A 26,318-nucleotide genomic window follows, 5' to 3' on the forward strand; every position below is an offset into this window, starting at 1 on the left:
GATCAAGATCAAGATCAAGATCAAGATCAAGATCAAGATCAACAGCAACAACAACAGCAACAGCAACAGCAACAGCACAGTACAGTACAGTTTTGCCTTGTTATTTCCATTGACTGTACCGGCCGGTGACTCCGCATAATGACGCCTCGAATTCACCCGGAGGTGGCATGAGCAAGACAGTCCTGGTACTGGTGGAAACCGTCGACGATTACCTGCCCATGCTGGAGCAGGCCGGTTACCACCTGATCCGTGCCCCTTCGCCGCAACTGCGCGCCGATGCCATTCATCGCCACGCCGAAGAAATCGATGCGGTACTCACCCGTGGGCCGCTGGGGCTATCCGCCACCGAAATTGATGCATTACCCAGATTGCAGATCATCTGCGTGATCGGCGCCGGCTACGAGCAGGTCGACCTGGCCGCCGCCGCCGCACGCGGCATAACCGTCACCAATGGCGCCGGGGCCAATGCCGCAGCCGTCGCCGACCACACCCTGGCCCTGCTGCTGGCGCTGCTGCGCGACATCCCCCGTGCCGATGCCAGCACGCGGCGCGGTGAATGGAACCGGGTGATCAGCCCCTCGGTGAGCGGCAAACGCCTGGGCATTCTCGGCCTCGGCGCAGTAGGGCTGGCAATCGCCAAGCGGGCCCACTTGGGCTTCGACATGCACGTCAGCTACCACAGCCGCACAGCACGCCAGGATGTGCCCTATGCCTGGTACGACAGCCCCCGACACTTGGCTGAAGCCGTCGACATCCTGGTGGTGGCCACCCCCGGTGGCGCCAACACCCGGCATCTGGTCGATGCCCACGTCCTTCAGGCCCTGGGCGCTGACGGCTATCTGGTGAACATCGCCCGTGCCAGCGTGGTCGACACCCAGGCCCTGATTGCTGCATTGCAGCGTGGCCAGCTGGCTGGCGCTGCGCTGGATGTTTTCGATGACGAGCCAGCAGTGCCCGATGCACTCAAGGCCTTGCCCAACACCGTGCTCACACCCCACGTGGCTGGCCAATCGCCAGAAGCCGCGCGCGACACGGTGGACTTGGTGCTGCGCAACCTGCAGGCGTTCTTTGCCGGTGAGCCAGTTTTGACCCCGGTACGCCCGTAACCTTTTCCAGATATCTGCCCGGCAGCGCCCGGGCAACAAGGAGTGTGTGCATGCAACTCGAAATATTCCAGGTCGATGCCTTTTCCACTGAACCGTTCGGTGGCAACCCTGCCGCAGTAATCCCGCTGGAAAGCTGGCTGCCGGACGATGTGCTGCAGCGCATTGCCGAAGAAAACAACCTGTCAGAAACAGCCTACTTCGTGCGCAACGGCGAAACGTTCGACTTGCGTTGGTTCACCCCCGCCGTGGAAGTCGACCTGTGCGGCCACGCTACTTTGGCTTCGGCCTATGTGTTGTTCGAGCAACTAGGGGAGCAGGCGCAAGTGCTGCGCTTCAACACCCGCAGTGGCGAGTTGCGCGTCAGCCGTGGCACTGATGGCCTGCTGGCCATGGACTTCCCGGCCAAGCAACCCGTAGAGGTGGACATACCGGCGGGTCTGCTGCAGGCGCTGGGCTTGAGCCAGGCACAGGTGGTGTACCGTAGCGACGATTATGTGGTGGTGATCGACGACGCCTTGCTGCTCGATACGTTGAAACCAGACTTTGTTGCGCTGTCGGCCTTTGACGTCCGTGGCATTGCCGTGACCGCGGCAGGGCGTGGCTTTGACTTCGTCACCCGCTGGTTCGGCCCGCGGGTTGGTGTGAATGAAGACCCGGTAACCGGTTCGGCACACACCTCGCTGGCGCCGTTATGGGCCCAAAGGCTGGGCAAGAACGTGCTGAGCTGCGAGCAGGGCGGGGCACGCAAAGGGCAGTTGCAGTGCGAAGTGCCGGGCAATGGCCGCGTAATCATCAGTGGGCGGGCGGCGTTGTACCTGCGGGGCAATGTGTACATCTAGTACGGCGTGCGATGCCCTGGGGGGCTTCTATAATTGCAGGCCCATCTTTCCGTTCAAGGAGCCACCCATGGCCCTGGAAAAACACGGCACCTGCCTGTGCGGCGACACGCGGCTGACGGTCACCGTCGACAATACCCATATCAGCGCTTGTCATTGCAGCATGTGCCGCAAGTGGACCGGCGGCCCGCTGCTGGTGGTCCACTGCAGCAAGCCTCCGCTGATCGAGGGGCGTGCGCCGAGCGTCTATGATTCGTCCGACTGGGCCCAGCGTGCTTTCTGTGGCCGCTGTGGTACGCACCTGTACTACCGGCTCAAGGCCAACGACTTCCATGCCGTGCCGGTCGGCCTACTCGATGGCGACCAAGCCTGGGATTTCGACCTGCAGATCTTCGTCGAAGAGAAACCCGCGTGGTACTGCTTCGCCAATCAGACCAAGGAGCTGTCCGGCCAAGAGGTGTTCGAGCAGAACAGCTGATTCAACGTCATGTCTGTACGGAGGCATTCCGTCGGCGAATGCCTCCGTACAATTCTGCGTGAACTTGTCAAACCGGTGCATTCCTGAGAAAAGGGCGGTTTTGTTTTTCAGCGTTTGGAGTGTACCCGTGAGCCAAGAACTGCAGATCATCGACCTGGTCGAGGGAGACGGCAAAGCCGCCGTCAAGGGTGCCCTGATCACCACCCAGTACACCGGCTGGCTGGCCGATGGCAGCGAGTTCGACTCGTCCTGGTCGCGCGGTAAGCCGTTTCAGTGCGTGATCGGTACCGGCAGGGTAATCAAAGGCTGGGACCTAGGCCTGATGGGCATGCGCGTTGGCGGCAAGCGCAAGCTGCAGGTACCGGCACACCTGGGGTATGGCGAACGCAGCGTAGGGAAGATCCCGCCGAATTCGGACCTGACCTTCGAGATCGAACTGCTGGAAGTGCTCACGCGGGATGATTGAGTGGTCACGTTGCAACCCGAGGTTCTTGCACCTTACACAATTGCGCAACACCTAGCCCCTAACCTAGGCCTTGCCTAGGGAACGGCAATCACCTCCAGGGAGGAACCAAACGGGTTCGGGGCACTCTGACCCTCACGCGTTGCCAAGGATGGCATTCACTGCACGGGCGCCCTGCAACTGGCCGGGCGATGTGGCGGGTAAACCCGATATTCTCTGCCACACGAGCCTGCCTTGATGAAGTTGCCAACATTCTTTCGCCGTCGCCGTCACTTGCTGCTGAGCCTGGTGCTCACTGCCATCGCCGCGCCGTTGGCGCTGGAGGCTGTCGAAAGCCGGGCACAACCGGTGGATGGCACCCAGACCCTGGTGTTTCTGCGTCATGGCGAGAAGCCGGGCGAGGGGCTCGGGCAGTTGAACTGCCAAGGCCTCAACCGTGCGCTGGACCTGGCCAGTGTACTGCCCGAGCGCTTTGGCAAGGCCGACTACGTGTTTGCCGCCAACCCCACGCGGCATGTCGAGGAAGGCAGCCGGGACGAAAGCTACAGCTATATCCGCCCATTGATGACCATCACCCCCAGTGCCATCCGCCTCGGCTTGCCGGTGAATATCGACTACGGCGCCAACGACACCGCTGAACTGGCCGATGAGTTGCTGAGCGACAAATACCGCAATGCGACCATCTACACGGCCTGGTCCCACGGCTACCTGCCGGAACTGATCAACACCGTGGCCGGCAAGGCCCTGGGGGAGGAGCGGGTGATCACCGAGGACTGGAGCGGCGAAGACTTCGACACCCTCTACGTATTGACCCTGACCTGGCGCGATGGCAAAGCCAGCCTGCTGAGCCGCAATGTGCGCCAGGGCCTGAATGACGGTGCGCATAGCTGCCCGACCTGATCCGCTGGTACTGTTTGGCAAGGAAGCCGGAACAGGGATGAGCGATGAAGCAGCGGGTAACAGTGATCGGTGGTGGAGTGGTGGGCCTGGCGACGGCTTACGCGCTGGTGCGGGAAGGGTGGTCGGTTGACCTGATCGAGGCCCGCGACAGCCTGGCGTCGGCCACCAGCTTCGCCAATGGCGGGCAATTGTCCTATCGCTATGTGGCGCCGCTGGCTGATGCCGGGGTGCCGTGGCAGGCGCTGGGCTGGCTGTTGCAGGGCGAGTCGCCATTGCGCCTGCGCTTGCGCATGGACCCGGCCCAGTGGCGCTGGCTGCTGGCATTCACCCTGGCTTGCCGGCGTAGCGTCAATCGCCGTAATGCCGGGCAATTGCTTGAGCTGGCGCTGTACAGCCAGGCCGTTCTGGCGCAGTGGCGCGAAGACCAGAACCTTGGGGATTTCGCCTGGCGGCGCAATGGCAAGCTGGTGGCTTTTCGCAGTGAACGGGCCTTTGCCCAAGGCCGGGAACAGTTGACGGACCCGGCCAGTCAGCAGGTGCTGGCGGCTGCCGAGCTGCGCGGGCTGGAGCCTGCCCTGGATGGCGCACCGTTTGTGGGTGGCGTGTTCACGGCGGGCGAAGAGGTTGGCGATTGCCACGTGTTTTGCTTGCGGCTGGAAGCGCTGTTGCGCGCGTCGGGCCAGTGCCGTTTCCTGCTTGGCCGGCCGGTGACGCAATTGGTTCAGCGCCAGGGCCAGGTCGTGGCACTGCAACTGGGCGATCAGCAGCTGGACGTGGAGCAGTTGGTGCTGTGTGCCGGGCATCGCGGCCCAGGCTTGGCATTACCGGGGGTGCAGATACCGGTTTACCCGTTGAAGGGCTACAGCCTGACCGCACCGATCAGCGCCGGGCACCTGCCCCCGGAGGTGAGCCTTACCGACTATGAGCGCAAGATTGTCTATGCACGCCTGGGGCAGCAGCTGCGGGTAGCGGCGATGGTGGACATTGTCGGCTTCAACGAGTCGGTGGACATGCGCCGTTTGCAGAGCATGCGGCGGCTGGCGCTGGAGACGCTGCCAAGGGCGGCGGATTATGGCCAGGCGGTGGAGTGGGCGGGGATGCGACCCGCGACACCGACCGGGGTGCCGATCATAGGTGGGACGGTGTACCGCAACCTGTGGCTGAACCTGGGGCATGGGGCGTTGGGATTCACCTTGGCCTGTGGCAGTGCGCAGCGTCTGGCCAGGATGATGCGTTAAGCGGGCCGGCCTCTTCGCGGCTAAAGCCGCTCCTACGAGGACCCCACGGTATTCAGGCTTGTGCTGGTCCGGTAGGAGCGGCTTCAGCCGCGAAGAGGCCGGTACAGGCGAAGGATGTCTAGCGGCCGAAGCGCATCGGCCATCCCACCACTTTCTTCGCCCGTGGCGTCGCATAGGTGCGCACTTTGGACGTGCTCAAACCCATGCGCACCAGCGATTCGGCAATGGTCACCGCTGCACTCACACCATCCACCACCGGCACGCCGGTGCGTTGGCGAATCTGCTCGTCCAGCCCGGCCATGCCGCCACAACCCAGGCAGATCACCTCGGCCTTGTCGTCGCGCACGGCGCGTTCGGCCTGCTCGACAATCGCCTCCACGGCCCGCAGCGGGTCGGCTTCCAGTTCCAGCACCGCCAGCCCGCTGGCTCGCACCGAGGCGCAGCGGTCATACAGGCCCGAGAGCTTCAGGCGGTCCTCGATCAGTGGCACGGTGCGGTCGAGCGTGGTTACTACGGAATAGGCGTGGCCCAGGTACATTGCCGTGCTGGCGGCGGCGTCGGTAATGTCCACCACAGGCACGTTGAGCAGTTCCTGCAGGCCTTCGCGGCCATGCTCGCCATAACCGGCCTGGATCACGGCATCGTAAGGCCCTTCAAAGGCCAGTACCCGGTCCATCACCGCGATGGCCGCGAGGTAGCTCTCGAAATTGCCCTCCACCGATTCGGCGCCAAACCAGGGTGTCAGGCCGACGATTTCGGTACCGGGTGCGGCCACCGCACGGGCCTGTTCGGCAATGGCGTGGGTGATGGCTTCGGTAGTGTTGACGTTGGCGATCAGAATACGCATGGGCAGTCCTCCTTGATCAATGGCCGCTGTGGTCGACGGCGATGCACTCGCCGCTGACGTCGTGGTAATGGCGGTTACGTGGCGCGATAAGCAGGTACAGGGCGGCGGCGATGCCGGCACCAATCAGCCAGGAGAACGGCGCGATGCCCTGGAAGTTGGGCACCAGGGCCAGCACGATGGCCAGCAGTGCGGCCGGCACGAAGGCGGCCACGGCGCGCAGGTTGATGCCCTTGCTGTAGTGATAGGCGCCGGCCGGGTGCTCGGTATACAGCTCCGGCACGTTGATGCAGCCTTTGCGCAGCAACCAGTAGTCGGACATGATCACGCCGTACAGCGGGCCGAGCAGGGCGCCCAGGCCCGACAGGAAGTACACGATCACCAGCGGGCTGTTGTACAGGTTCCAGGGCAGGATCAGCACCGCCAGGGTGGCGCTGATCAGCCCGGCACGGCGGAAGTTCAGGTGGCGCGGCGCCAGGTTGCTGAGTACGAAGGCCGGGGCGACGAAGTTGGCCATGATGTTCACCGCCACGGTGACGATCAGGAAGGCCAGGCAGCCGAGCACCAGGAATGGCGTGCTGGGTATGGCGGCAACGATCTGCGTCGGGCTGTCGATGATCTGACCGTTGATCTGGAATTGCGCGCCGCACAGCACCACGGTGATCACGGCGAATACCAGGATGTTTACCGGCAGGCCCCAGAAGTTGCCCACGCGGATGGTCTTGCGGCAAGGCGAGGAGCGGGCGAAGTCACAGAAGTTCAGCACCAGGGTGCCGTAGATCGCCAGCCACAGTGCGCCGCCGGCAAAGATGTTGCGCCACATCTCGTAGCCGGTCAGCGGGGTTGCCACCGACCAGGCAATGCGCGCATCGGCCTTGAAGTACATGAACACCGCCAGTGCGGCGACGGTCAGCAGGATCACAGGCCCGGCAAAGGCCTCGTAACGGCGCACCATCTCCATGCCATAGGCCAGGATCACCAGCTGCACCAGCCAGATCGACACGAAACACACCCAGCCCAGGCTGGACAGGCCGAGGATGCTGTCGTGATCGTAGGCTGCCAGTTGCGGCCACACGGCGGTGAGCAGCACCCGCAGCACCACCGATGCCAGGTAGGTCTGGATGCCGAACCAGGCGATGGCGATGACGGCACGGATCAGCGCCGGGATCTGCGCGCCGTGGATGCCGAAGGCAATGCGGCTGATGACCGGGAACGGTACCCCGGTTTTCTGCCCCATGTAACCCGACAGGTTCATGAAGAAGTACACCAGTGCCGCGCCGATGGCCAGCGACAGCAGAATTTGCCAGCCGCCCAGGCCGAGGGCGAACAAGCCCATGGCGAACGAATAGTTGGCGATATTGTGCACATCGTTTGTCCACAGCGCGAAGATGCTGTAGCCGCCCCAGCGACGGCCTTCCATACGCGTTGGCGCCAGGTCGCGGTTATGCAGGCGCGGGCTGAGAACAAGGTCCGGCTGGTGGCCGGCAAGCGTGGACGCGGGGTGTGTGCTGGCGACGGATAGTTCAGGGGCAAGGTCGAGGCTGCTACTCATTCCGGCGGGCTCCTGATGCACTTGGACTGCGATGAGCGGGCATGCGCACGGGCTCGCCATCTCGTCGGTGCAGCGTTGGCATCACAGGGTTGTGGGCGCGGCGGCTGACATTGGGTCGGCGTCGCGGATTCTTGTGTATCTATGTTTTGTTTAAGTTGTATACAAAACACGAACACACAAAAGCGAGTTCCATGCCAAGGGAAGAGCAGGTTTCAACAGGCGATGATTTCGAACTTATCTTGTTAAAAGGTAAGTTAATGAAATACAGAGAATATAAGTTGACCGTATGAACAAGTTTAAATTTTTGAAAGATTGATTAGTTGATCATTTGGTCAAAATAACGGGAGGAAAGTGTGTAACGAATTGGGGCGCTACTGAAGAAAGTGCACACAAAAATGGCACCTATGGTTACGTTTTTGTGTACAAAAAATAGTCAGCTTTTCCTGTGCTGGCCTCTTCGCGAGCACGCCTGCGAGGAGGCCAGTACAGGGGCCGATCAATCCATTGGCGGCAACCGCCGCTTGACCGGGGTCTTCTTGATGATTGCGGTATTGGTCTCAGCCAGCACATTCATGAGGTCGAGCAGCGTGTCCAACTGCTCCATCGAGCGCACATGCAGTCGGGCTATGAAGCAGTCCTCGCCAATGACCTTGTCGCATTCGGTGAACTCAGGGATGGCAATGATCTGGCGCTCCACTTCTTGCAGCTTCCCCGGCAACGGACGGATACGCACGATCGCCTGCAACTGGTAGCCAAAGGCGCGTGGGTCGACCTCCACGGTGTAGCCGCGCAGCACGCCACGCTCTTCCAGCCGGCGCAGGCGCTCGCTGACGCTGGGTGCGGACAGCCCGCTGACCTGCGCCAGAGCCTTGAGCGAGCGGCGCGAGTCCTCCATCAGTGCGTTGATCAATAATTGGTCAATGGCATCGGTCATGCTCACCTCATCAGGTAATTCGTGTTATCTGCCTTGATAGTAAAGGTAGGTTGGCGAAAATGCCTTGGTTATCCGCTGGATGGCCCGCCTGCAGCCTTTGCATACTGTTGCCATTATCAAAGGGAGGTTTGAGATGGACAGTTCATTGCGCCGTGGCTCGCTGGAAATGGTCGCCGCCATGCTGATTTCCGGGACCATTGGCTGGTTCGTGCTGGTGTCCGGCCAGCCGGTGCTGGATGTGGTGTTCTGGCGCTGCGTGTTCGGTGCCGTGACCTTGCTGGCGATTTGCGCCGCGTTTGGCTTTCTGCGACCGGGCGTGATCAGCCGCACGGCATTTTTGCTGGCGATTGCCAGCGGGGTGGCCATTGTCGGCAACTGGCTGCTGTTGTTCGCCTCGTACGCACGGGCGTCGATTGCCATCGGCACGGCGGTTTACAACGTGCAGCCATTCATTCTGGTGGGGCTGGCGGCGCTGTTTCTGGGCGAAAAGATCACGTTGGCCAAGGTGACCTGGCTGAGTGTGGCGTTCCTCGGCATGCTGGCCATCGTCAGTGCCCACGGCGCAGGGCAAAGTAATGGCGAGGACTATCTGCTGGGGATTGCCCTGGCGCTGGGGGCGGCGTTTCTGTATGCAATCGCGGCCTTGATCATCAAGCGCCTGAGTGGCACGCCCCCGCACCTGATTGCGTTGATTCAGGTAACCACGGGTGTGTTGCTGCTGGCGCCATGGGGCACGCTTGGCGGGTTGCCGGTCGAAGTGCCGGCCTTGGCCAGCTTGTTGACATTGGGGATGGTGCACACCGGCCTGATGTATGTGCTGTTGTACAGCGCCATCCAGCGTTTGCCCACGGCCTTGACCGGTGCGCTGTCGTTCATTTACCCGATTGCGGCAATTCTGGTGGACTGGGTGGCGTTCGGGCACCGCCTGGTGCCGCTGCAGTGGCTGGGCGTGGGGTTGATCCTGCTGGCGGCAGCGGGCATGCAGCAGGGGTGGTGGTTCCGATCGGCGCAGCATCCTGTAGGCGCGGGTTTACCCGCGAAGAGGCCCGCAAGGTAGAATGCCGCTTTTTGCCAGCCTGCGATCCGCCATGACCTCGCCCATCGACACCCTTGAGCAACACCTGCTTGCCGCCCTTGACCCTGCACCACGGGAAACCCGCCGCCTGTTTCACGGCCGCGGCCGCTGCTGGCAGGGCCTGGAGCAGGTTACCGTCGACTGGCTGCAGGGCGTGCTGTCGGTCGCCTTGTTCCGTGAGCCGCCCGAGGGCCAGCTCGCCGAACTGGAAGCCATGCTGCGCAGCTTGGCCGAGCGCCCGCAGTGGACGGGTCAGGCAGTCATCATCCAGCACCGCTACCTGCCCGACAGCCCGGGCCAGTGGCTGCTGGGTGAGCCCTGCCAGCAACGCGAAGTGATTGAGGACGGCCTGACCTACCTGCTGGACTTGGGCGTGCGGCAAAACAATGGCCTGTTTCTCGACATGCGCTATGGCCGCCGCTGGGTGCGCGAGCAGGCGGCGGGCAAGCGCGTGCTGAACCTGTTCGCTTATACCTGCGGCTTTTCCGTGGCAGCGATTGCCGGTGGCGCTGAGCAGGTGGTGAACCTGGACATGGCCAAATCGGCCCTGTCGCGGGGCCGGGACAACCATCGCCTCAATGGCCACGATGCATCACGGGTGGCGTACCTGGGGCATGAACTGTTCAAGTCGTGGGGCAAGGTGCGCAAGTACGGGCCTTATGACCTGATCATCATCGACCCGCCGACCTTCCAGCGTGGCAGCTTTGTGCTGACCCAGGATTACGCAAAGATCCTGCGGCGTTTGCCGGAGTTGTTGAGCGAAGGCGGGACGGTGCTGGCGTGTGTCAACGACCCGGGGATCGGGCCTGAGTTTCTGATTGAAGGCATGGCGGAGCAGGCGCCTTCGTTGGCTTATGTCGAGCGCCTGGAAAACCCGCCGGAGTTTCCGGATGTTGACCCGGCGGGGGGGCTGAAGGCCTTGGTGTTCCGCCGGGTTTGATGTTGCTTGTGCGTTACTGACCGGTATAGATCTGGTCAAACACCCCACCATCATTGAAGTGGGTCTTCTGCACGGTACGCCAGTCACCGAAGGTTTTCTCCACCGACAGGAAGTCCACTTTCGGGAAGCGGTCGGTGTACTTGGCCAGTACCGTTGCATCACGCGGGCGCAGGTAGTTGTTGGCGGCGATCTCCTGGGCTGCTGGTGACCACAGGTACTTCAGGTATTCCTCGGCCACGGCCTGGGTGCCTTTCCTGGCCACCACCTTGTCGACCACCGTCACCGGTGGCTCGGCTTCGGCCGATACGCTTGGGTAGACCACTTCGAACTGATCGCGGCCGAACTCGCGGGCGATCATCTCGGCTTCGTTCTCGAAGGTGACCAGCACGTCACCGATCTGGTTGGTCATGAACGTGGTGGTGGCGGCACGGCCACCGGTGTCCAGCACGGGTGCCTGCTTGAACAGCTTGCCGACGAAGTCACGGGCTTTGCTTTCATCGCCGCCTTGCTTGAGTACGTAGCCCCAGGCCGACAGGTAGGTATAGCGGCCATTACCCGAGGTTTTCGGGTTGGGCACGATCACCTGTACACCGTCCTTGAGCAGGTCGGGCCAGTCTTTCAGGGCTTTCGGGTTGCCCTTGCGCACGATGAACACAGTGGCCGAGGTGAACGGCGCGCTGTTGTTCGGCAGGCGGGTTACCCAGTTGTCGGGTACCAGCTTGCCATTGTCGGCCAGGGCGTTGATGTCGGTGGCCATGTTCATGGTGATGACATCGGCCGGCAGGCCATCGATCACTGCACGGGCCTGCTTGCTCGAGCCGCCGAAGGACATCTGCACGTTGACCTTCTCGTTGTGCTCGGCTTCCCAGTGCTTCTGGAAGGCCGGGTTGTAGTCCTTGTAGAAGTCGCGCATCACGTCGTAGGAAACGTTGAGCAGGGTAGGGGCGGCCTGGGCGAGGTTGCCCAGGGCCAGGCCTGCGGCGAGCAGCGAGGCGGTGAAGAGTTTTTTCACGTTGCTTCCTTGTTCTTGAAGGATGTTGGGGCAGATTGCCAGCGACTATAACGGGTGGGTTTATACGGGTTAAAGAACAAAAAATGCTTTGGTTATGCTTCTGCCTGTGCCGGCCTCTTCGCGGGTAAACCCGCTCCTACGGGGGACCGCGCACGGTCCGCGCCTGTTGTAGGAGCGGGTTTACCCGCGAAGAGGCCGGCGCAGGCGCTATCACGCTTTGGGAAACAACCCATTCCCACAGCGAGAACAGAACGCCGCCCCATGCTCGTGGGTCTTCTTGTGGCAGGTCGGGCAATCATGCTGCAGCTGCTCCCCACGCATGGCATTGGCCAGCTCGGCGGTAAAGATGCCGGTCGGCACGGCAATGATCGAGTAACCGGTAATCATCACCAGCGACGACAGCACCTGCCCCAGCGGGGTCTTCGGCACGATGTCGCCAAAGCCCACTGTGGTCAGGGTAACGATGGCCCAGTAGATGCCTTTGGGGATGCTGGTAAAGCCATGCTCAGGCCCTTCGATCACGTACATCAGCGTGCCGAACACCGTTACCAGGGTCGATACGCTGACCAAGAACACGATGATCTTCTGCTTGCTGCCGCGCAGTGCCTCCATCAGGTAGTTGGCCTGCTTTAGGTACGGGCTGAGCTTGAGTACACGGAAGATCCGCAGCATCCGGATGACCCGGATGATGAGCAGGTACTGGGCGTCGCTGTAGTACAGCGCGAGGATCCCCGGCACGATCGCCAGTAAATCGACCAGACCGTAGAAACTGAAGGCATAGCGCAACGGCTTGGGCGAGCAGTACAGGCGGGTGATGTATTCGGCCAGGAAGATCGCGGTAAAGCCCCACTCGATGCCGGCCAGCAGGCCGGCGTAGCCTTGGTGCACCTCGTCGATGCTGTCGAGAATGACGGTGACCAGGCTGGCCAGGATGATCAGCAGGAGGATCTTGTCGAAGCGGCGGCCTGCTACGGTGTCGGTCTGGAAGACCATGATGTAGAGGCGTTCGCGTAAAGGCAGAGGTGCGGTCATGAAGTGCAGGTTCCGAAAGCTTGAGATGCAAGACTAGATGCACAGGGCCTGCTACGGAAAGGTGAATCATGTCACCTGCTAAAAATGCCAGTACTAAGGTTCTCGTCGAGGCCTCAGTATAAGACTGGGTATTTCATTGACAGCGAGGCGGGAAATGAACGACCAGTCAAAAGCAGTAAGCCGGCAGCGTTTGGGGCACACTTTGTTAGCTTACACACCATTTGGTTTTTTACAGTGCATCGAGAGCGCAACGCGCTTGGCGTTCAATGGGCAGTGGTTGGAGAGAGGAACGCAGGGGTATCTGCTGGGCAGTGGGAAGCGGCTGTTCAATCCTGCACTTATGCGTTTTTCCAGTCCAGACAGTTTGAGCCCCTTTGGCAGAGGTGGCGTGAATGCATACATGTATTGCGGTGGAGATCCTGTGAACCATACCGACCCCTCAGGCAACGCAGGAGTAAAAACCGGTTTCGGTAAGTTCATGAAGCAGAAGAATGTGAACTTGGCGCAGCGGACGAGAGCCAAGAAGTTCTTACGCGAGCCGATGCAGGCGATTGCCGAGCAGAAAGGAACGTTTAGATTTACGGTAAAGGTAGGTTCATCTTATATTGAGGTGAATGTAGTGGACGGGAGCTTCTCTTATGCGTCTAGAACCAGTTTCGATTTGCTGTCGAATCCTGCTAAATACCAAAAAAATGGCATTGAAGTGAGTCTCGACCATGTTCCTATGATGCCGGTTGGCAGGGGTTTTTCATCAACAATGGATCTTGTTCCTAAAGAAAAAACCAGCGCAATGCCACCGATTACTCCACAACACCCTCAACTACCGGCTGCAGGGGCGAATTTAAGAGCTAACTTGCCTATCGACGCGACGATTGATTCTTCTGAGGCTTAGCTGAGTAAACGCACTGTCACCTACATGCATTAACCAGCAGGCAACTACAAATGGTGCGATCAGCGCTGCCATAGGTAGAAGGCCGGACAGCGGTTGCGGCAGCAAGGCCAGGGCGTTCGCCAGCAGACCGGCTAGGGCAACAAACAGGGCGCCGCCGATCAGGTTGGGCGCGGTCTGCAGGATGGCCAGGGGGGTGTGCAGCAGCACCTGGCTGAAGCCGTTGAGTAACGCCGTGGCTCGATCGGGGCACGGGTTGACGAAATGTTTGGTGTACATGGGGCAGTCAGTGAGGTTGATGGGGGGCGGTGGGCCTCTTTGGGCCTCGGTTTTCCGCGGTCGGGTAGAGCGGTATTCGGGGAGGGCTTTGCCCTCCAATCGCGACACAAGGCCGCTCCCACAGGGATTGCATTTCCTTGTGCCAGCGCGGCCCTGTCGGAGCGGCCCGCGAATAGGCGGCGCAGGCGCTATCACGCTTTGGGAAACAACCCATTCCCACAGCGAGAACAGAACGCCGCCTCACCAGGAACACGATGTTCTTCTGCTTGCTGCCGCGCAGCGCCTCCATCAGGTAATGGGCCTGCTTGAGGTGCGGGCTGAGCTTGAGTACAGATGGCGGCCAGTAAGCCGGCTTAGCTCTGGTGCACTTCGTCGATGCTGTCGAGGATCACCGTGACCAGGCTGGCCAGGATGATCAACAGCAGGATCTTGTCGAAGCGGCGACCGGCTAGGGTGTCGGTCTGGAAGACCATGATGTAGCGGGTTCCGAAGGCAAAGCGGAAAGCCTAGAGGGTCTTTGCCCAAGGCTGCAACGAATGAACTGTTAAAATTGCTAGTTCTCCGGATCGGATTGGCTGGGGCAGAATCCCGTAGGGTCAGGGGGGAGGCGAGCATGAAACTGCAGAGTGGACAGTTACCCGAGCAAATTGCTGTTGAGCGTGCTCAGACGAAGTGGATACGGTCATACGCAGCTTATGGGTATTCACTGAATTGGCCGATTCCTTCATTGGGTTTCAATGGCGAACGGCACGATGGCATCTTGCAAGCCTATGCGCTGGGCAATGGTCACCGATTCTATAGCCCCATTTTTATGCGTTTTTACAGCCCGGATGGTTTAAGCCCTTTTGGGAATGGTGGGCTGAATGCTTACTGTTATTGTGAGGGTGATCCGATAAACAGCTCTGACCCGTCAGGTCAGATGAAACGTGTGAAAACTGGGCTAACTGCTGAGTTTAAGCGCTTTGGCATACCGAAAATTTTCAAAAGGGGAGTGAAGAATCATTTCGCGAACAGCTCTGAAGCTTACAGCTTGGGTATTGGTAGTGCTGGATACGAAATTTCCAGAGGTAAGGATGGTCGGTTTACGGTGGTCAAGGTTGATGGTCTGGGCGCTACTCGGAAACAGTTGGAGCGCTCTCAAGCAGACAACGTTCTCCTTCAAGAACAGAATCAAGTGCTGCAGAGCAGGCTAGATGAGCAGCTAGCGCTACGCTCTCTTCCGAAGCCTCTTCGTCCTCTACCTCCGTCTCCGCCCCCGCGCCCGCCAAAGGGTATTTCCTCGGCACCCGATCCAGCTCCCATTAGGCTGCCAGAGGCGGAGTGGATATCTGCACCCCCCGTTAGTTCGGTAATCGATGTGAGCTGTCTTTCTGTGTCCTATGACCTAGGTGATCAGCTACATGCATCAGCCAGCAGGCGGCGACAAAGGGCGCGGTCAGGCCGGGCACAGGCATCAGCTTGAACAGCGGTTGCAGCAGCAAGGCCAAGGCAATCGCCAGCAGGGTCACCCAGGGTTTTTCACCTCGCCTGCTGAAGGCCAGTGCCGCCAGGGCTGCGTTGAAACCGTATAGCCCCAACCAGGCAGCTTGCGGTTGATCGGCGAGCAGCGCCACCCCGCCGCCAATAGCCGAACCGATCACCGCCCACAGCGCCGCATAGGGGTTGGCGATGAACATGCCGACGATGATCAGCAACCCGGCCAAGGGCTGGTCGAGCAGGAAGATCTGGCCTATGCCGCGGGCCAACGCATACAGCGGGTCAGCTTCGACGAAGGCGCTGGGCGAGGGGCTGGCGATTAGCAGTGTGGCCCAGCCGAGCATGACGAAGGGGGCGGTGTAGGCGACCAGCAACTTGCCGCCACGCTTGCGCCACTGGTGCGTGATGATGCTGGACAAGCCGCCGGCGGCGATGATCAGGGGGGGCAATATGGCCGACCAGGGCAGCACGGCGCTGATCAGGATGCCGATCAGTACGCCGTTGTAGCAGTACAGCCCGGCCTGGCGGTCGGCACGGTCATAGCCGCGTGCCTGGGCGGTGAGCAGGCCGGCCAGGGCGCCAAGCAGCGCGCCGCCGACCAGGTTGGGTGCGGTCAGCAGGATGGCCAGCAGGCAGCACAGGCCGCACAGGGGGTTGCGCAGCAGCAGCACCTGGCTGAAGCCGTTGAGTAACGCCGTGGCCCAGTCGGGGCACGGGTTGACGAAATTTTTGGTGTACATGGGGCAGTCAGTGAGGTTGATGGGGGAGCGGTGGGCCTCTTTGGGCCTCGGTTTTCCGCGGTCAGGTAGAGCGGTATTCGGGGAGGGCTTTGCCCTCCAATCGCGACACAAGGCCGCTCCCACAGGGATCCCATTCCCTTGTGCCAGCGCGGCCCTGTGGGAGCGGCCTTGTGTCGCGAAAGGGGCGCAACGCGCCCCTGGCAATCTCAGATCAAAGTCTCGATCCGCAGCGTGTTAGTCGTACCCGGCTTGCCGAAAGGCACGCCAGCGGTGATCAGCAGCGTGTCGCCACGGCTGGCCATGCCTTGCGCCTGGGCAATCTCCAGGGCGGTGGAAACCACCTCGTCGACCTGACGCAGGCGGTCGTTGACCACCGAATGCACACCCCAAGCCACGCTCAGGCGGCGTGCGGTGTTCAGGTTCGGCGTCAGGTTGAGGATCGGTGCCCGTGGCCGCTCGCGTGCCGCGCGCAGGGTCGAGGCACCCGACTCGCTGTAGTTGACCAGCACCGCCACCGGCAGGATGCCGCTGATGCGGCGGATGGCGCAGCTGATGGCATCCGACACGGTCGCTTCGGCCTTTGGCCGGCCGACGTCGAGCTGGGCCTGGTAGTCCGGGCCGTTCTCCACCTGGCGGATGATCTTGCTCATCATCTGCACGGCTTCGAGCGGGTAATCACCCGAGGCGGTTTCGGCCGACAGCATCACTGCATCGGCACCTTCGGCCACCGCGTTGGCCACGTCGGTGACTTCGGCACGGGTTGGCGCTGGCGAGAAACGCATCGACTCGAGCATCTGCGTGGCCACCACCACGGGTTTGCCCAGCTGGCGGCAGGTGCCGATGATGCGCTTCTGGATCTGCGGCACGCTTTCGGCCGGTACTTCCACGCCTAGGTCACCACGGGCCACCATGATCGCGTCTGCCAGTTCGGCGATGGCTTGCAGTTGCTCGACGGCCGATGGCTTCTCGATCTTGGCCATCAGGTAGGCGCGGTCACCGATCAGCTGGCGCGCTTCGACGATATCTTCAGGGCGCTGGACGAACGACAGGGCGACCCAGTCCACGCCAAGCTCCAGGCCAAAGGCCAGGTCGCGGCGGTCTTTTTCGGTGAGCGGGGAGAGGTCGAGCACCGCTTGCGGTACGTTGACGCCCTTGCGGTCGGAAAGCTCGCCACCGTTCAGCACCTCGGTGTCGATGGCGTCGCTGTGCTTGGCGGTCACGCGCAGGCGCAGCTTGCCGTCGTCCAGCAGCAGGTCCATGCCGGGTTCGAGGGCGGCAATGATTTCGGGGTGCGGCAGGTTGACCCGGCGGCTGTCGCCCGGGGTTTTGTCCAGGTCCAGGCGCAGGGACTGCCCGCGCTGCAACTGCACCTTGCCTTCGGCGAAGCGGCCAACGCGCAGCTTCGGTCCTTGCAGGTCCATGAGGATGCCCAGCGGGTAGTTCAGCTGTTGCTCGACTTCGCGGATCCACTGGTAGCGCAGGGCGTGGTCGGCATGCTCGCCATGGCTGAAGTTGAGGCGGAAGATGTTCACCCCGGCTTCGACCAGCTGGCGGATATCGTCGATGCCGTTGATCGCAGGGCCAAGGGTGGCGAGGATCTTTACTTTTTTATCAGGCGTCATGATTGGGCAGTCTCGAGGATCAGGATGGCGCGGAAGTCGTTGACGTTGGTGCGGGTCGGTTCGGTGACGATCAGCGCATCCAGCGCGGCGAAGTAGCCGTAGCCGTTGTTGTTGTCCAGCTCGTCGCTGGCCGACAGGCCCAAGGCTTCGGCGCTGGCGTAGCTGGCCGGGGTCATGAAGGCACCGGCGTTTTCTTCCGAGCCATCGATGCCGTCGGTGTCACCGGCCAGGGCGTACACGCCCGGCAGGCCTTTCAGGCTTTCGGTGAGGCTGAGCAGGAACTCGGCGTTACGCCCGCCACGGCCATTGCCGCGCACGGTCACGGTGGTTTCGCCACCCGACAGGATCACGCAGGGCGCTTTGAGCGGCTGGCCGTGCTGAACGATTTGCCGGGCGATACCGGCATGCACCTTGGCCACTTCGCGCGATTCACCTTCCAGGTCGCCGAGGATCAGCGGGCTGAAACCGGCCTGACGGGCTTTGACCGCGGCAGCCTCCAGCGACTGCTGGGGTTTGGCGATCAACTGGAAGTGGCTGCGGGCCAGGGCCGGGTCATCGGCCTTGACGGTTTCCGAGGCCGGGTTGTTCAGCCAGTCGATGACCGCTTTGGGCGCTTCGATGTTGTAGCGTTTGAGGATGGCCAGGGCGTCGGCCGAGGTGCTCGGGTCGGCCACGGTGGGGCCGGAGGCGATTACCGTGGCGAGGTCGCCCGGTACATCGGAAATGGCATAGGTGTAGACCGTGGCCGGCCAGCAGGCCTTGGCCAGGCGCCCGCCCTTGATCGCCGAGAGGTGCTTGCGCACGCAGTTCATCTCGCCGATGGTGGCGCCGGATTTCAGCAGTGCCTTGTTGATCTGCTGCTTGTCGGCCAGGGTCAGGCCTTCGGCAGGCAGGGCCAGCAGCGCCGAGCCACCGCCAGACAGCAGGAAGATGACGCGGTCTTCTTCGTTGAGGTTGCTGACCAGTTCCAGCACGCGCTTGGCCACAGCCAGGCCGGCAGCGTCCGGGACCGGGTGGGCGGCTTCGACCACCTCGATCTTCTGGCAGTTGGCGCCGTGGCCGTAACGGGTCACGACCAGGCCGGAGACTTCGCCCTGCCAGCTTTTCTCGACCACTTCGGCCATGGCGGCTGCGGCCTTGCCGGCGCCGATGACGATAACCCGGCCGCTGCGATCGGCGGGCAGGTAGGGTTCGAGGACTTGACGGGGGTGGGCGGCGGCGATGGCTGTGTCGAACAGCTCGCGGAGAAGTTTTTGCGGATCGACCGACATGGCAGGCTCCCAATTATTGTTGTTCTGCAGAATCAAAAACGCCCCTGGAACTGCCTCCGTGCAGGCCGAACCAGGGGCGGGTGTTGCTCGATGCCACCATTGGGCCTGTGGTCGCAGGTTCAACGGCGTTGGCTTCTTCGCGGGCAAGCCCGCTCCTAAATGCACAGCTCTGAGCGATTGTGCGGTCGTTGGTAGGAGCGGGTTTACCCGCGAAGAGGCCAGTGAGGCTAAAAACGACTTAACTTATTTGTCGTCGCGGATCGAGAAGTTGGCCATGTGCTCCAGGCCTTTGATCAGCGCCGAGTGGTCCCAGTTGCCGCCGCCCAGGGCCTGGCAGGTGTTGAACACTTGCTGGGCATTGGAGGTGTTGGGCAGGTTGATGCCCAGTTCCTTGGCGCCTTGCAGGGCCAGGTTCAGGTCCTTCTGGTGCAGGTTGATGCGGAAGCCTGGGTCGAAGGTGCCCTTGATCATGCGCTCGGCGTGCACTTCGAGGATTTTCGACGAAGCAAAGCCGCCCATCAGTGCTTCGCGCACCTTGGCAGGGTCGGCGCCGTTCTTGGCGGCGAACAGCAGGGCTTCGGCCACGGCCTGGATGTTCAGGGCGACAATGATCTGGTTGGCGACCTTGGCGGTCTGGCCGTCACCGTTGCCACCGACGCGGGTGATGTTCTTGCCCATGGCTTCGAACAGCGGCAGGGTGCGCTCGAAGGCGTTCGGGCAGCCACCGACCATGATGCTCAGGGTCGCCGCCTTGGCACCGACTTCACCACCGGACACCGGGGCGTCCAGGTAGGCGGCGCCGGTGGCCTTGATCTTCTCGGCGAAGGCTTTGGTGGCGGTTGGCGAGATCGAGCTCATGTCGATCACCACCTTGTTCGGGCCAACGCCTTCGGCCACGCCGTTTTCACCGAACAGGACGCTTTCGACCTGCGGGGTGTCGGGGACCATGACGATGATGAATTCGGCTTCCTGGGCAACCTCTTTCGGGTTGGCCAGGGCCACGGCACCGGCAGCGATCAGGTCGGCTGGCGCGGCGTCGTGGTGGGTGGAAATGAACAGGCTGTGACCTGCCTTTTGCAGGTTCTGAGCCATGGGCTTGCCCATGATGCCGGTGCCGATGAAACCGATTTTAGCCATGAGAAATTACCTCTTTGTAATTGTGATATCTCAAGCAAGCTTTGGCCCCCTGTGGGAGCGGGCTCGCCCGCGAAGCAGACAACTCGGTGGATGGCACCGGCTTTGCCGGTGTTCGCGGGCGAGCCCGCTCCCACAGGGTCCCGAGTTGTTCCTCAGATTGCGTTGTGGGTTTTCAGCCAGCCCAGGCCCGCTTCGGTGGTGGTCAGCGGCTTGTACTCCGCGCCCACCCAGCCCTGGTAGCCAATGCGGTCCAGGTGTTCGAACAGGAAGCGGTAGTTGATCTCGCCGGTGCCTGGTTCATTGCGGCCTGGGTTGTCGGCCAGCTGGATGTGGTTGATCAGCTTCAGGTTGGCTTCCATGGTGCGAGCCAGGTCACCTTCCATGATCTGCATGTGGTAGATGTCGTATTGCAGGAACAGGTTGTCGCTGCCCACTTCGGCCTGGATTTCCAGGGCCTGCTGGGTGGTGTTCAGGTAGAAGCCGGGGATGTCGCGGGTGTTGATCATTTCCATGACCAGGCGGATCCCGGCGCCCTTGAGCTTGTCAGCGGCGTAGCGCAGGTTCTCGACGAAGGTCTTGCGCACGGTGGCGCAGTCCGGGCCTTGTGGGCGAATGCCGGCCAGGGCGTTGACCTGGGTGTTGCCCAGCACCTTGGCGTATTCGATGGCCTTGTCGACACCGGCACGGAACTCTTCGATGCGGTCGGGGTGGCAGGTGATACCGCGCTCACCTTTGGCCCAGTCGCCGGCCGGTAGGTTGAACAGCACCTGGGTCAGGCCGTTGGCCTCCAGCTGCTGCTTGATGTCGGCAGCGCTGAAGTCGTACGGGAACAGGTATTCGACGCCGCTGAAACCAGCATCGGCGGCAGCCTTGAAGCGGGCCAGGAAGTCCTGTTCGGTGAACAGCATGGACAGGTTGGCAGCGAAGCGAGGCATGAGTTGTCTCCTTGCGATGAAGGCCCCCAGGGCGTGCCTGGGGGCGTCAGGCGATCAGTCCAGCAGCGAGATGGCGGTTGGCGCGTCGTTGCCGACCAGGGCCAGGTCTTCGAACTCGTTGACCGCGTTGATCTCGGTGCCCATGGAAATGTTGGTCACACGCTCGAGAATCACTTCAACCACCACCGGCACGCGGAACTCTTCGGCCATCTTCTGAGCCTTGAGCAGGGCAGGGGCGATTTCTGCTGGCTCGAACACACGGATGGCCTTGCAACCCAGGCCTTCGACCACAGCGACGTGGTCGACACCGTAGGTGGCAGCGTCGGTCGAGTTGATGTTCTCGAACGCCAGTTGTACACAGTAATCCATGTCGAAGCCACGCTGCGCCTGGCGGATCAGGCCCAGGTAGGCGTTGTTCACCAGCACGTGGACGTACGGCAGGTTGAACTGTGCGCCTACCGCCAGCTCTTCGATCATGAACTGGAAGTCGTAGTCACCCGACAGCGCCACAACCTTGCGCTTCGGATCGGCTTTGACCACGCCCAGCGCAGCAGGGATGGTCCAGCCCAGCGGGCCGGCCTGGCCGCAGTTGATCCAGTGGCGAGGCTTGTACACATGCAGGAACTGCGCGCCGGCAATCTGCGACAGGCCGATGGTGCTGACGTAGCAGGTGTCCTTGCCGAACACCTGGTTCATTTCTTCGTAGACGCGCTGCGGCTTGACCGGCACGTTGTCGAAGTGGGTCTTGCGCTGCAGGCTCGACTTGCGCTCCTGGCACTCTTCCAGCCAGGCCTTGCGGCACTTGAGCTTGCCGGCGGCTTTCCACTCGCGGGCCACTTCCAGGAACACGTCCAGTGCCTTGCCAGCATCGGAAACGATGCCCAGGTCCGGGGTGAACACGCGGCCGATCTGGGTCGGTTCGATGTCGACGTGCACGAACTTGCGGCCTTCGGTGTAGACATCGACGGAACCGGTGTGGCGGTTGGCCCAGCGGTTACCGATACCGAATACCAGGTCTGATTTCAGCAGGGTTGCGTTGCCATAGCGGTGCGAGGTCTGCAGGCCGACCATGCCGACCATCTGGGCGTGGTCGTCCGGGATGGTGCCCCAGCCCATCAGGGTCGGGATCACGGGTACGCCGGTCAGTTCGGCGAATTCGACCAGCTTGTCGCTGGCGTCGGCGTTGATGATGCCGCCACCGGCTACCAGCAGTGGGCGCTCGGCGTCATTGAGCAGGGCCAGGGCTTTTTCGGCCTGTACGCGTGTGGCGGACGGTTTGTGCACGGGCAGCGGTTCGTAGGCGTCGATGTCGAATTCGATTTCGGCCATCTGCACGTCGAACGGCAGGTCGATCAGCACCGGGCCTGGGCGGCCTGTACGCATTTCATAGAAGGCCTTCTGGAAGGCGTAAGGCACCTGGCCTGGCTCCAGAACGGTGGTCGCCCACTTGGTTACTGGCTTGACGATGTTGGTGATGTCGACAGCCTGGAAGTCTTCCTTGTGCAGGCGGGCACGTGGCGCCTGGCCAGTGATGCACAGAATCGGGATGGAGTCGGCCGAGGCACTGTACAGGCCGGTGACCATGTCGGTGCCGGCAGGGCCGGAAGTGCCGATGCACACACCGATGTTGCCCGGGTTGGCGCGGGTGTAGCCCTCGGCCATGTGCGAGGCACCTTCGACGTGACGAGCGAGGACGTGATCGATGCCACCGACTTTCTTCAGGGCCGAATACAACGGGTTGATGGCAGCCCCCGGGATGCCGAACGCGGTATCTACACCTTCACGGCGCATGACCAGAACGGCTGCATCGATTGCTCTCATTTTGCTCATGGTTTGTGCCTCATTGATTTTGTAATTGTATACAACTTGCTTTGCGACAGAGTGTATTCACGCCTGACGGCTTAGGTCAATGGGTTTTCATCGGCTAAGCTGGCTTTCGTCAGAGCGCCCGTGAAAACGGGGGTTTGCGCCATCGCATACGATCGTTTCAAAATATTGTATACAAAAATATCTCTCGTTGTGTTCTATTTGTTCGATCGGTTTTCAACTGCCCTTAGGGCTTCTCACAACAAGAAGAGGACCTTTCCATGAACGTTCTTAACCTGAAAGTCGCCGTCAGCCTGGTGAATGCCGCGCTGGTGGCGGGCCGCAAGATCAATGCCGCGCCGCTGACCGTGGCGGTGCTGGATGCCGGCGGGCACCTGCTGGCGCTGCAGCGCGAGGATGGCGCGAGCCTGATTCGGCCTGAAGTGGCCACTGGCAAAGCCTGGGGTGCGATTGCCCTGGGCAAGGGCTCGCGCTTGCTGGCGCTGGATGCGCAGCAGCGGCCGGCTTTTTTTGCCGCGTTGAACGGGATGGGTGAGCGGCCGGTGGTGCCGGCGCCGGGTGGGGTGCTGATTCGTGATCAGGACGGCAAGGTGCTGGGTGCCGTGGGGATCAGCGGCGATACGTCGGATATCGACGAGCAGTGTGCGATCAGTGCGATCGAGGAGGTGGGGTTGCGGGCAGATGCTGGGGTAGCGGCCTAAATCTCTATTGCCTGTTCTGGCCCATTCGCGGGCAAGCCCGCTCCTACAGGGACTCCACAACCTTCAGGCATGTGGATCCTCTGGGAGCGGGCTTGCCCGCGAATGGCCCTTCGAGATGGTTCAGGCTGCCTCAGGCTCACAACCTTTCAAGACCATACGAATGATGGTCTCGGCCGCCGCGTCATAATCACTGTCGGCCAACTTGGCCTTGCCGGTCACCGCAGAAATCTGCCAGTCGAAGTCGGCATAGGTCTGGGTCGCTGCCCAGATGCTGAACATCAGGTGATGCGCGTCCACATGGGCGATCTGCCCGCGGTCGATCCAGCGCTGGATGCACTCGATGTTGTGTCGGGCCTGTTCGTTCAACTGCTCGACCTGGTTCGGAGACAGGTGCGGCGCGCCATGCATGATCTCGCTGGCGAACACCTTGGACGCATGGGGCAGATCACGCGAAATGCGAATCTTCGAACGAATGTACGCACTCAGCACTTCCTTCGGGTCGCCGTCTGCATTGAACGGCGTGGATGCCTGCATGATCGGCGCGATGATGCTCTCCAGAACCTCGCGGTAGAGATTGTCCTTGGACTTGAAGTAGTAATACACGTTCGGCTTGGGCAGGCCGGCCTTGGCCGCGATATCGCTGGTCTTGGTGGCGGCGAAGCCCTTGTCGGCGAATTCCTCGCTGGCCGCGCGCAGGATCAATTCCTTGTTGCGCTCGCGAATGGTGCTCATGGTCAGGGATCTTCCTCGTGTCTGGCCACCTCTAAGAGGGATCGGGCATGGTAGCACCGGCCTCGACGGGCGCTCAAGGCAGCGGCTTTGGGCTAGAATCCGGCACATTGACTTATTTGGATACAAGCAAACATGGCAGGAAGCAGTCTACTGGTACTGATCGACGACATCGCCACGCTGCTGGATGACGTCTCGCTAATGACCAAAGTCGCGGCGAAAAAGACAGCGGGTGTGCTGGGTGACGACCTGGCGCTGAATGCCCAGCAGGTCACCGGCGTGCGCGCCGATCGCGAACTTCCGGTCGTCTGGGCGGTGGCCAAGGGGTCGTTCGTCAACAAGGCGATCCTGGTACCGGCCGCGTTGCTGATCAGTGCGTTCATACCCTGGGCGGTTACGCCGTTGTTGATGTTGGGTGGCGCGTTCCTGTGCTTCGAGGGTTTCGAGAAGCTGGCGCACAAGTTCTTGCACAGCAAGGAAGAGGATGAGGCACAGCACGAGGCGCGCAAGGAGGCCGTTGCCGATGCCAGCGTTGACCTGGTGGCTTTTGAAAAAGCCAAGATCAAGGGGGCGGTGCGTACCGACTTCATCCTGTCGGCGGAAATCATCGCCATTACCTTGGGTATCGTGGCTGACTCGCCGCTGACCCAGCAGATCATCGTGCTGTCGGGCATTGCGGTGGTGATGACCATTGGTGTGTATGGGTTGGTAGGCGGGATCGTCAAGCTTGACGACCTTGGGCTGTGGATGGCCCGCAAAACCTCCAGGCTGACTCAGGCAGTGGGTAACGGCATCCTGCGGGCGGCGCCGTACATGATGAAAAGCCTGTCGGTGATTGGTACTGCGGCGATGTTCCTGGTTGGCGGTGGGATCCTGGTGCATGGCATCGAGCCGCTGCATCATGCCATCGAGGCGTTCAGCGAAGGGCGTGGCGGGGCGCTTACCGGGGCGTTGCTCAACGCTGGGGTCGGGGTTGTGGCCGGTGCCATGGTGCTGGCGGTGGTCAGTGCTGCGGGGAAGTTGTGGCGGGCGCTCAGACCTGCCAATTGAGGCGCCTGGCCGGGGCTTTGCCCCGGTTCGCGCGTGAACCCGCTCCTACCAGGTACCGCGTTTGCCTTGCACCCGGCGCGTCCCCTGTAGGAGCGGGTTTACCCGCGAATGGGCCGCAAAGCGGCCCCGCTAACTCAGGTCAGAAGTGAACCTTGACCAAGAAGCTCATGGTGTTCTGGTCGGTAGTGAAGGCATCGCTGTCCTTGATGCCGTACTTGTTCTTCCAGTAGTCATACTCCACACCCACGTACAGCTGTTTCTCACCCAGGTGCAATGCCTTGCCCAGGTCGTACTTGATCTGCGGGTTGAAGTGCAGGTTGGCCTGGTAGGTGCCGCGGCGGTTCTCGTCGTTGTCCACCACCCAGTCCATGAAGCCGTCGATCAGCACGTCGGAATCGCCGACCGGAATGGTGTACGACCACACCGGGGTGATCTGCCACACGTTGTCGCCGGCGCGGCTGCCGTCGGTGGTGCGGTTGTAGAAGTTCAGCTGGAAGTAGTCGAAGCCCGGGATGGCCAGGTCGAAGCCCGGGCCGATCAGGTAGGACTCGGTGTCACCCTCGCCAAACTCGTAGGTCATTGCCAGCAGCACGTCCTTGACCGGGCCAAACTCGATCTTCTGGTCGAAAATCTTGCCGAACGACAGGCGTGGGCTGATCTCACCGTAGTAGGTGTTCGGGCCGTTGCCGGCGTCTTTCTGGCCCTGGTAGAAGATCTTGTCGACGAAAATGAAGTTGTCGCCGTACTTCCAGCCATCGGCGTGCTCGAAGGTGACGGTTTGCTGAATCGCCGGGTTGACCTTGAAGTTCTTGCCCCACAGGTAGGTCAGGCTGTTGTTCTGCCATTGCAGCAGGTCGCCGCCGAAGGTGGTGCCGCAGGCCAGCAGGCCGCCGGCAAGGATCAGGCTCTTGATAGTACGCATTGCGAGTGTCGCTCCCTTGATTGATCTGTTGTCAGCGCTCGGTGTCGGCGCTTTTTTTGTCTTTTGAGTCAGCTTTTTTCGATAGGCCACAGCTGTTTGGCAAGGGTTGGGCCAACTTTTCCGGGTTGGCAAAACCTTCCTGCTCGACTTCGTTCTGAACGGATGAAAAGGGTATTTCAGGCTGGCAACACGTTGGCCAACCGCCCGAATTCATTGACTGAGCGGTCAGTAAACGCAGGCAGAATCCGTTCTGCCCTGATCGAGGGGGCGCGCAGATTACTGGCTTGCGCGCCGCGCCTCAAGTGCTCCGTCCTGGAGCGGGGTGATTCA

The 26,318-nt window shown here is 61.5% G+C and carries 23 protein-coding genes and 4 pseudogenes; 12 read left to right on the forward strand and 15 right to left on the reverse strand.

Annotated elements, in window-relative coordinates; translation table 11 throughout:
• The first annotated feature begins 167 nt into the window (after positions 1–167).
• The 6 genes from N5D53_RS22800 (at position 168) to N5D53_RS22825 (ending at position 5,021) form a co-directional block, all read left to right on the forward strand.
• Complete coding sequence (locus N5D53_RS22800) at positions 168–1,106, forward strand: 2-hydroxyacid dehydrogenase (RefSeq protein ID WP_279840875.1); 939 nt, start codon at positions 168–170, stop codon at positions 1,104–1,106.
• A gap of 50 nt (positions 1,107–1,156) precedes the next feature.
• A complete protein-coding gene (locus tag N5D53_RS22805) occupies positions 1,157–1,945 on the forward strand; it encodes a PhzF family phenazine biosynthesis protein (protein WP_104961067.1) in 789 nt (262 codons plus the stop codon).
• A gap of 67 nt (positions 1,946–2,012) precedes the next feature.
• Positions 2,013–2,420: a GFA family protein gene (locus N5D53_RS22810; RefSeq protein WP_004577113.1), complete on the forward strand. Its 408-nt coding sequence runs from the start codon at positions 2,013–2,015 to the stop codon at positions 2,418–2,420.
• Positions 2,421–2,547: 127 nt separating this feature from the next.
• Positions 2,548–2,886, forward strand: coding sequence for an FKBP-type peptidyl-prolyl cis-trans isomerase (locus tag N5D53_RS22815; protein WP_104961068.1), 339 nt, complete (start codon positions 2,548–2,550; stop codon positions 2,884–2,886).
• A 234-nt stretch (positions 2,887–3,120) separates the two neighbouring features.
• Positions 3,121–3,783 (forward strand): histidine phosphatase family protein, encoded by a 663-nt coding sequence (locus N5D53_RS22820; RefSeq protein WP_010955050.1) that lies wholly within the window; start codon positions 3,121–3,123, stop codon positions 3,781–3,783.
• Between the two features lie 44 nt (positions 3,784–3,827).
• The gene (locus N5D53_RS22825) at positions 3,828–5,021 is read left to right on the forward strand and encodes a D-amino acid dehydrogenase (protein ID WP_104961069.1); all 1,194 of its coding nucleotides are present in this window, start codon (positions 3,828–3,830) and stop codon (positions 5,019–5,021) included.
• Positions 5,022–5,139: 118 nt separating this feature from the next.
• Here the strand turns inward: N5D53_RS22825 and N5D53_RS22830 are convergent, their stop codons facing one another.
• From N5D53_RS22830 to N5D53_RS22840, 3 genes are all read right to left on the reverse strand, one after another.
• Positions 5,140–5,868: an aspartate/glutamate racemase family protein gene (locus tag N5D53_RS22830; protein WP_010955048.1), complete on the reverse strand. Its 729-nt coding sequence runs from the start codon at positions 5,866–5,868 to the stop codon at positions 5,140–5,142.
• Positions 5,869–5,884: 16 nt separating this feature from the next.
• On the reverse strand, positions 5,885–7,417 hold the full coding sequence (locus N5D53_RS22835; RefSeq protein WP_047604158.1) for an NCS1 family nucleobase:cation symporter-1: 1,533 nt from the start codon (positions 7,415–7,417) through the stop codon (positions 5,885–5,887).
• A gap of 496 nt (positions 7,418–7,913) precedes the next feature.
• Positions 7,914–8,351, reverse strand: coding sequence for an Lrp/AsnC family transcriptional regulator (locus N5D53_RS22840; RefSeq protein ID WP_064493259.1), 438 nt, complete (start codon positions 8,349–8,351; stop codon positions 7,914–7,916).
• 133 nt (positions 8,352–8,484) lie between these two features.
• Between N5D53_RS22840 and N5D53_RS22845 the strand changes: the two genes are divergently transcribed.
• Positions 8,485–9,408, forward strand: coding sequence for a DMT family transporter (locus N5D53_RS22845; RefSeq protein ID WP_104961070.1), 924 nt, complete (start codon positions 8,485–8,487; stop codon positions 9,406–9,408).
• Position 9,409: 1 nt separating this feature from the next.
• A complete protein-coding gene (locus N5D53_RS22850) occupies positions 9,410–10,366 on the forward strand; it encodes a class I SAM-dependent methyltransferase (protein WP_064493258.1) in 957 nt (318 codons plus the stop codon).
• A gap of 13 nt (positions 10,367–10,379) precedes the next feature.
• Here the strand turns inward: N5D53_RS22850 and N5D53_RS22855 are convergent, their stop codons facing one another.
• Both N5D53_RS22855 and N5D53_RS22860 read right to left on the reverse strand, forming a co-directional pair.
• Positions 10,380–11,378: a sulfate ABC transporter substrate-binding protein gene (locus tag N5D53_RS22855; RefSeq protein WP_020193435.1), complete on the reverse strand. Its 999-nt coding sequence runs from the start codon at positions 11,376–11,378 to the stop codon at positions 10,380–10,382.
• A 210-nt stretch (positions 11,379–11,588) separates the two neighbouring features.
• A complete protein-coding gene (locus N5D53_RS22860) occupies positions 11,589–12,410 on the reverse strand; it encodes an ion transporter (protein WP_104961071.1) in 822 nt (273 codons plus the stop codon).
• Positions 12,411–12,618: 208 nt separating this feature from the next.
• On the opposite strand from N5D53_RS22860, the pseudogene N5D53_RS22865 reads away from it, so the two are divergent.
• Positions 12,619–12,867: pseudogene (locus N5D53_RS22865) on the forward strand (RHS repeat-associated core domain-containing protein); the annotation flags it as partial.
• 555 nt (positions 12,868–13,422) lie between these two features.
• On the opposite strand, the pseudogene N5D53_RS22870 reads toward N5D53_RS22865, so the two are convergent.
• Both N5D53_RS22870 and N5D53_RS22875 read right to left on the reverse strand, forming a co-directional pair.
• A pseudogene (locus N5D53_RS22870) lies at positions 13,423–13,578 on the reverse strand (urea transporter); the annotation flags it as partial.
• Between the two features lie 217 nt (positions 13,579–13,795).
• A pseudogene (locus tag N5D53_RS22875) lies at positions 13,796–14,051 on the reverse strand (hypothetical protein); the annotation flags it as partial.
• Between the two features lie 209 nt (positions 14,052–14,260).
• Between N5D53_RS22875 and N5D53_RS22880 the strand changes: the two are divergent.
• A pseudogene (locus N5D53_RS22880) lies at positions 14,261–14,494 on the forward strand (RHS repeat-associated core domain-containing protein); the annotation flags it as partial.
• Between the two features lie 424 nt (positions 14,495–14,918).
• On the opposite strand, the gene N5D53_RS22885 reads toward N5D53_RS22880, so the two are convergent.
• From N5D53_RS22885 to gcl, 6 genes are all read right to left on the reverse strand, one after another.
• Complete coding sequence (locus N5D53_RS22885) at positions 14,919–15,794, reverse strand: urea transporter (protein ID WP_104961072.1); 876 nt, start codon at positions 15,792–15,794, stop codon at positions 14,919–14,921.
• Between the two features lie 206 nt (positions 15,795–16,000).
• The gene (pyk, locus tag N5D53_RS22890) at positions 16,001–17,416 is read right to left on the reverse strand and encodes a pyruvate kinase (RefSeq protein WP_104961073.1); all 1,416 of its coding nucleotides are present in this window, start codon (positions 17,414–17,416) and stop codon (positions 16,001–16,003) included.
• On the reverse strand, positions 17,413–18,687 hold the full coding sequence (locus N5D53_RS22895; protein WP_003254348.1) for a glycerate kinase: 1,275 nt from the start codon (positions 18,685–18,687) through the stop codon (positions 17,413–17,415). Before N5D53_RS22895 ends, pyk begins: the two co-directional genes overlap by 4 nt.
• A 243-nt stretch (positions 18,688–18,930) precedes the next feature.
• The gene (locus tag N5D53_RS22900) at positions 18,931–19,824 is read right to left on the reverse strand and encodes a 2-hydroxy-3-oxopropionate reductase (protein WP_010955040.1); all 894 of its coding nucleotides are present in this window, start codon (positions 19,822–19,824) and stop codon (positions 18,931–18,933) included.
• 152 nt (positions 19,825–19,976) lie between these two features.
• Positions 19,977–20,759: a hydroxypyruvate isomerase gene (gene hyi / locus N5D53_RS22905; RefSeq protein WP_010955039.1), complete on the reverse strand. Its 783-nt coding sequence runs from the start codon at positions 20,757–20,759 to the stop codon at positions 19,977–19,979.
• A 54-nt stretch (positions 20,760–20,813) separates the two neighbouring features.
• A complete protein-coding gene (gcl, locus tag N5D53_RS22910) occupies positions 20,814–22,589 on the reverse strand; it encodes a glyoxylate carboligase (RefSeq protein ID WP_014590196.1) in 1,776 nt (591 codons plus the stop codon).
• Between the two features lie 257 nt (positions 22,590–22,846).
• Here gcl and N5D53_RS22915 point away from each other — a divergent pair, with 257 nt between their 5' ends.
• Positions 22,847–23,287: a heme-binding protein gene (locus tag N5D53_RS22915; RefSeq protein ID WP_010955037.1), complete on the forward strand. Its 441-nt coding sequence runs from the start codon at positions 22,847–22,849 to the stop codon at positions 23,285–23,287.
• 120 nt (positions 23,288–23,407) lie between these two features.
• Here the strand turns inward: N5D53_RS22915 and N5D53_RS22920 are convergent, their stop codons facing one another.
• Complete coding sequence (locus tag N5D53_RS22920) at positions 23,408–24,019, reverse strand: TetR/AcrR family transcriptional regulator (RefSeq protein WP_010955036.1); 612 nt, start codon at positions 24,017–24,019, stop codon at positions 23,408–23,410.
• A 132-nt stretch (positions 24,020–24,151) separates the two neighbouring features.
• Between N5D53_RS22920 and N5D53_RS22925 the strand changes: the two genes are divergently transcribed.
• On the forward strand, positions 24,152–25,066 hold the full coding sequence (locus N5D53_RS22925) for a DUF808 domain-containing protein (protein ID WP_020192148.1): 915 nt from the start codon (positions 24,152–24,154) through the stop codon (positions 25,064–25,066).
• Positions 25,067–25,205: 139 nt separating this feature from the next.
• On the opposite strand, the gene N5D53_RS22930 is transcribed toward N5D53_RS22925, so the two are convergent.
• Positions 25,206–25,988, reverse strand: coding sequence for an outer membrane protein OmpK (locus N5D53_RS22930; protein ID WP_003254339.1), 783 nt, complete (start codon positions 25,986–25,988; stop codon positions 25,206–25,208).
• Positions 25,989–26,318: the final 330 nt, after the last annotated feature.

It is taken from the genome of Pseudomonas sp. GD03862, assembly GCF_029840855.1.
In the GTDB taxonomy this organism is placed as follows: Bacteria; Pseudomonadota; Gammaproteobacteria; order Pseudomonadales; family Pseudomonadaceae; genus Aquipseudomonas; species Aquipseudomonas alloputida.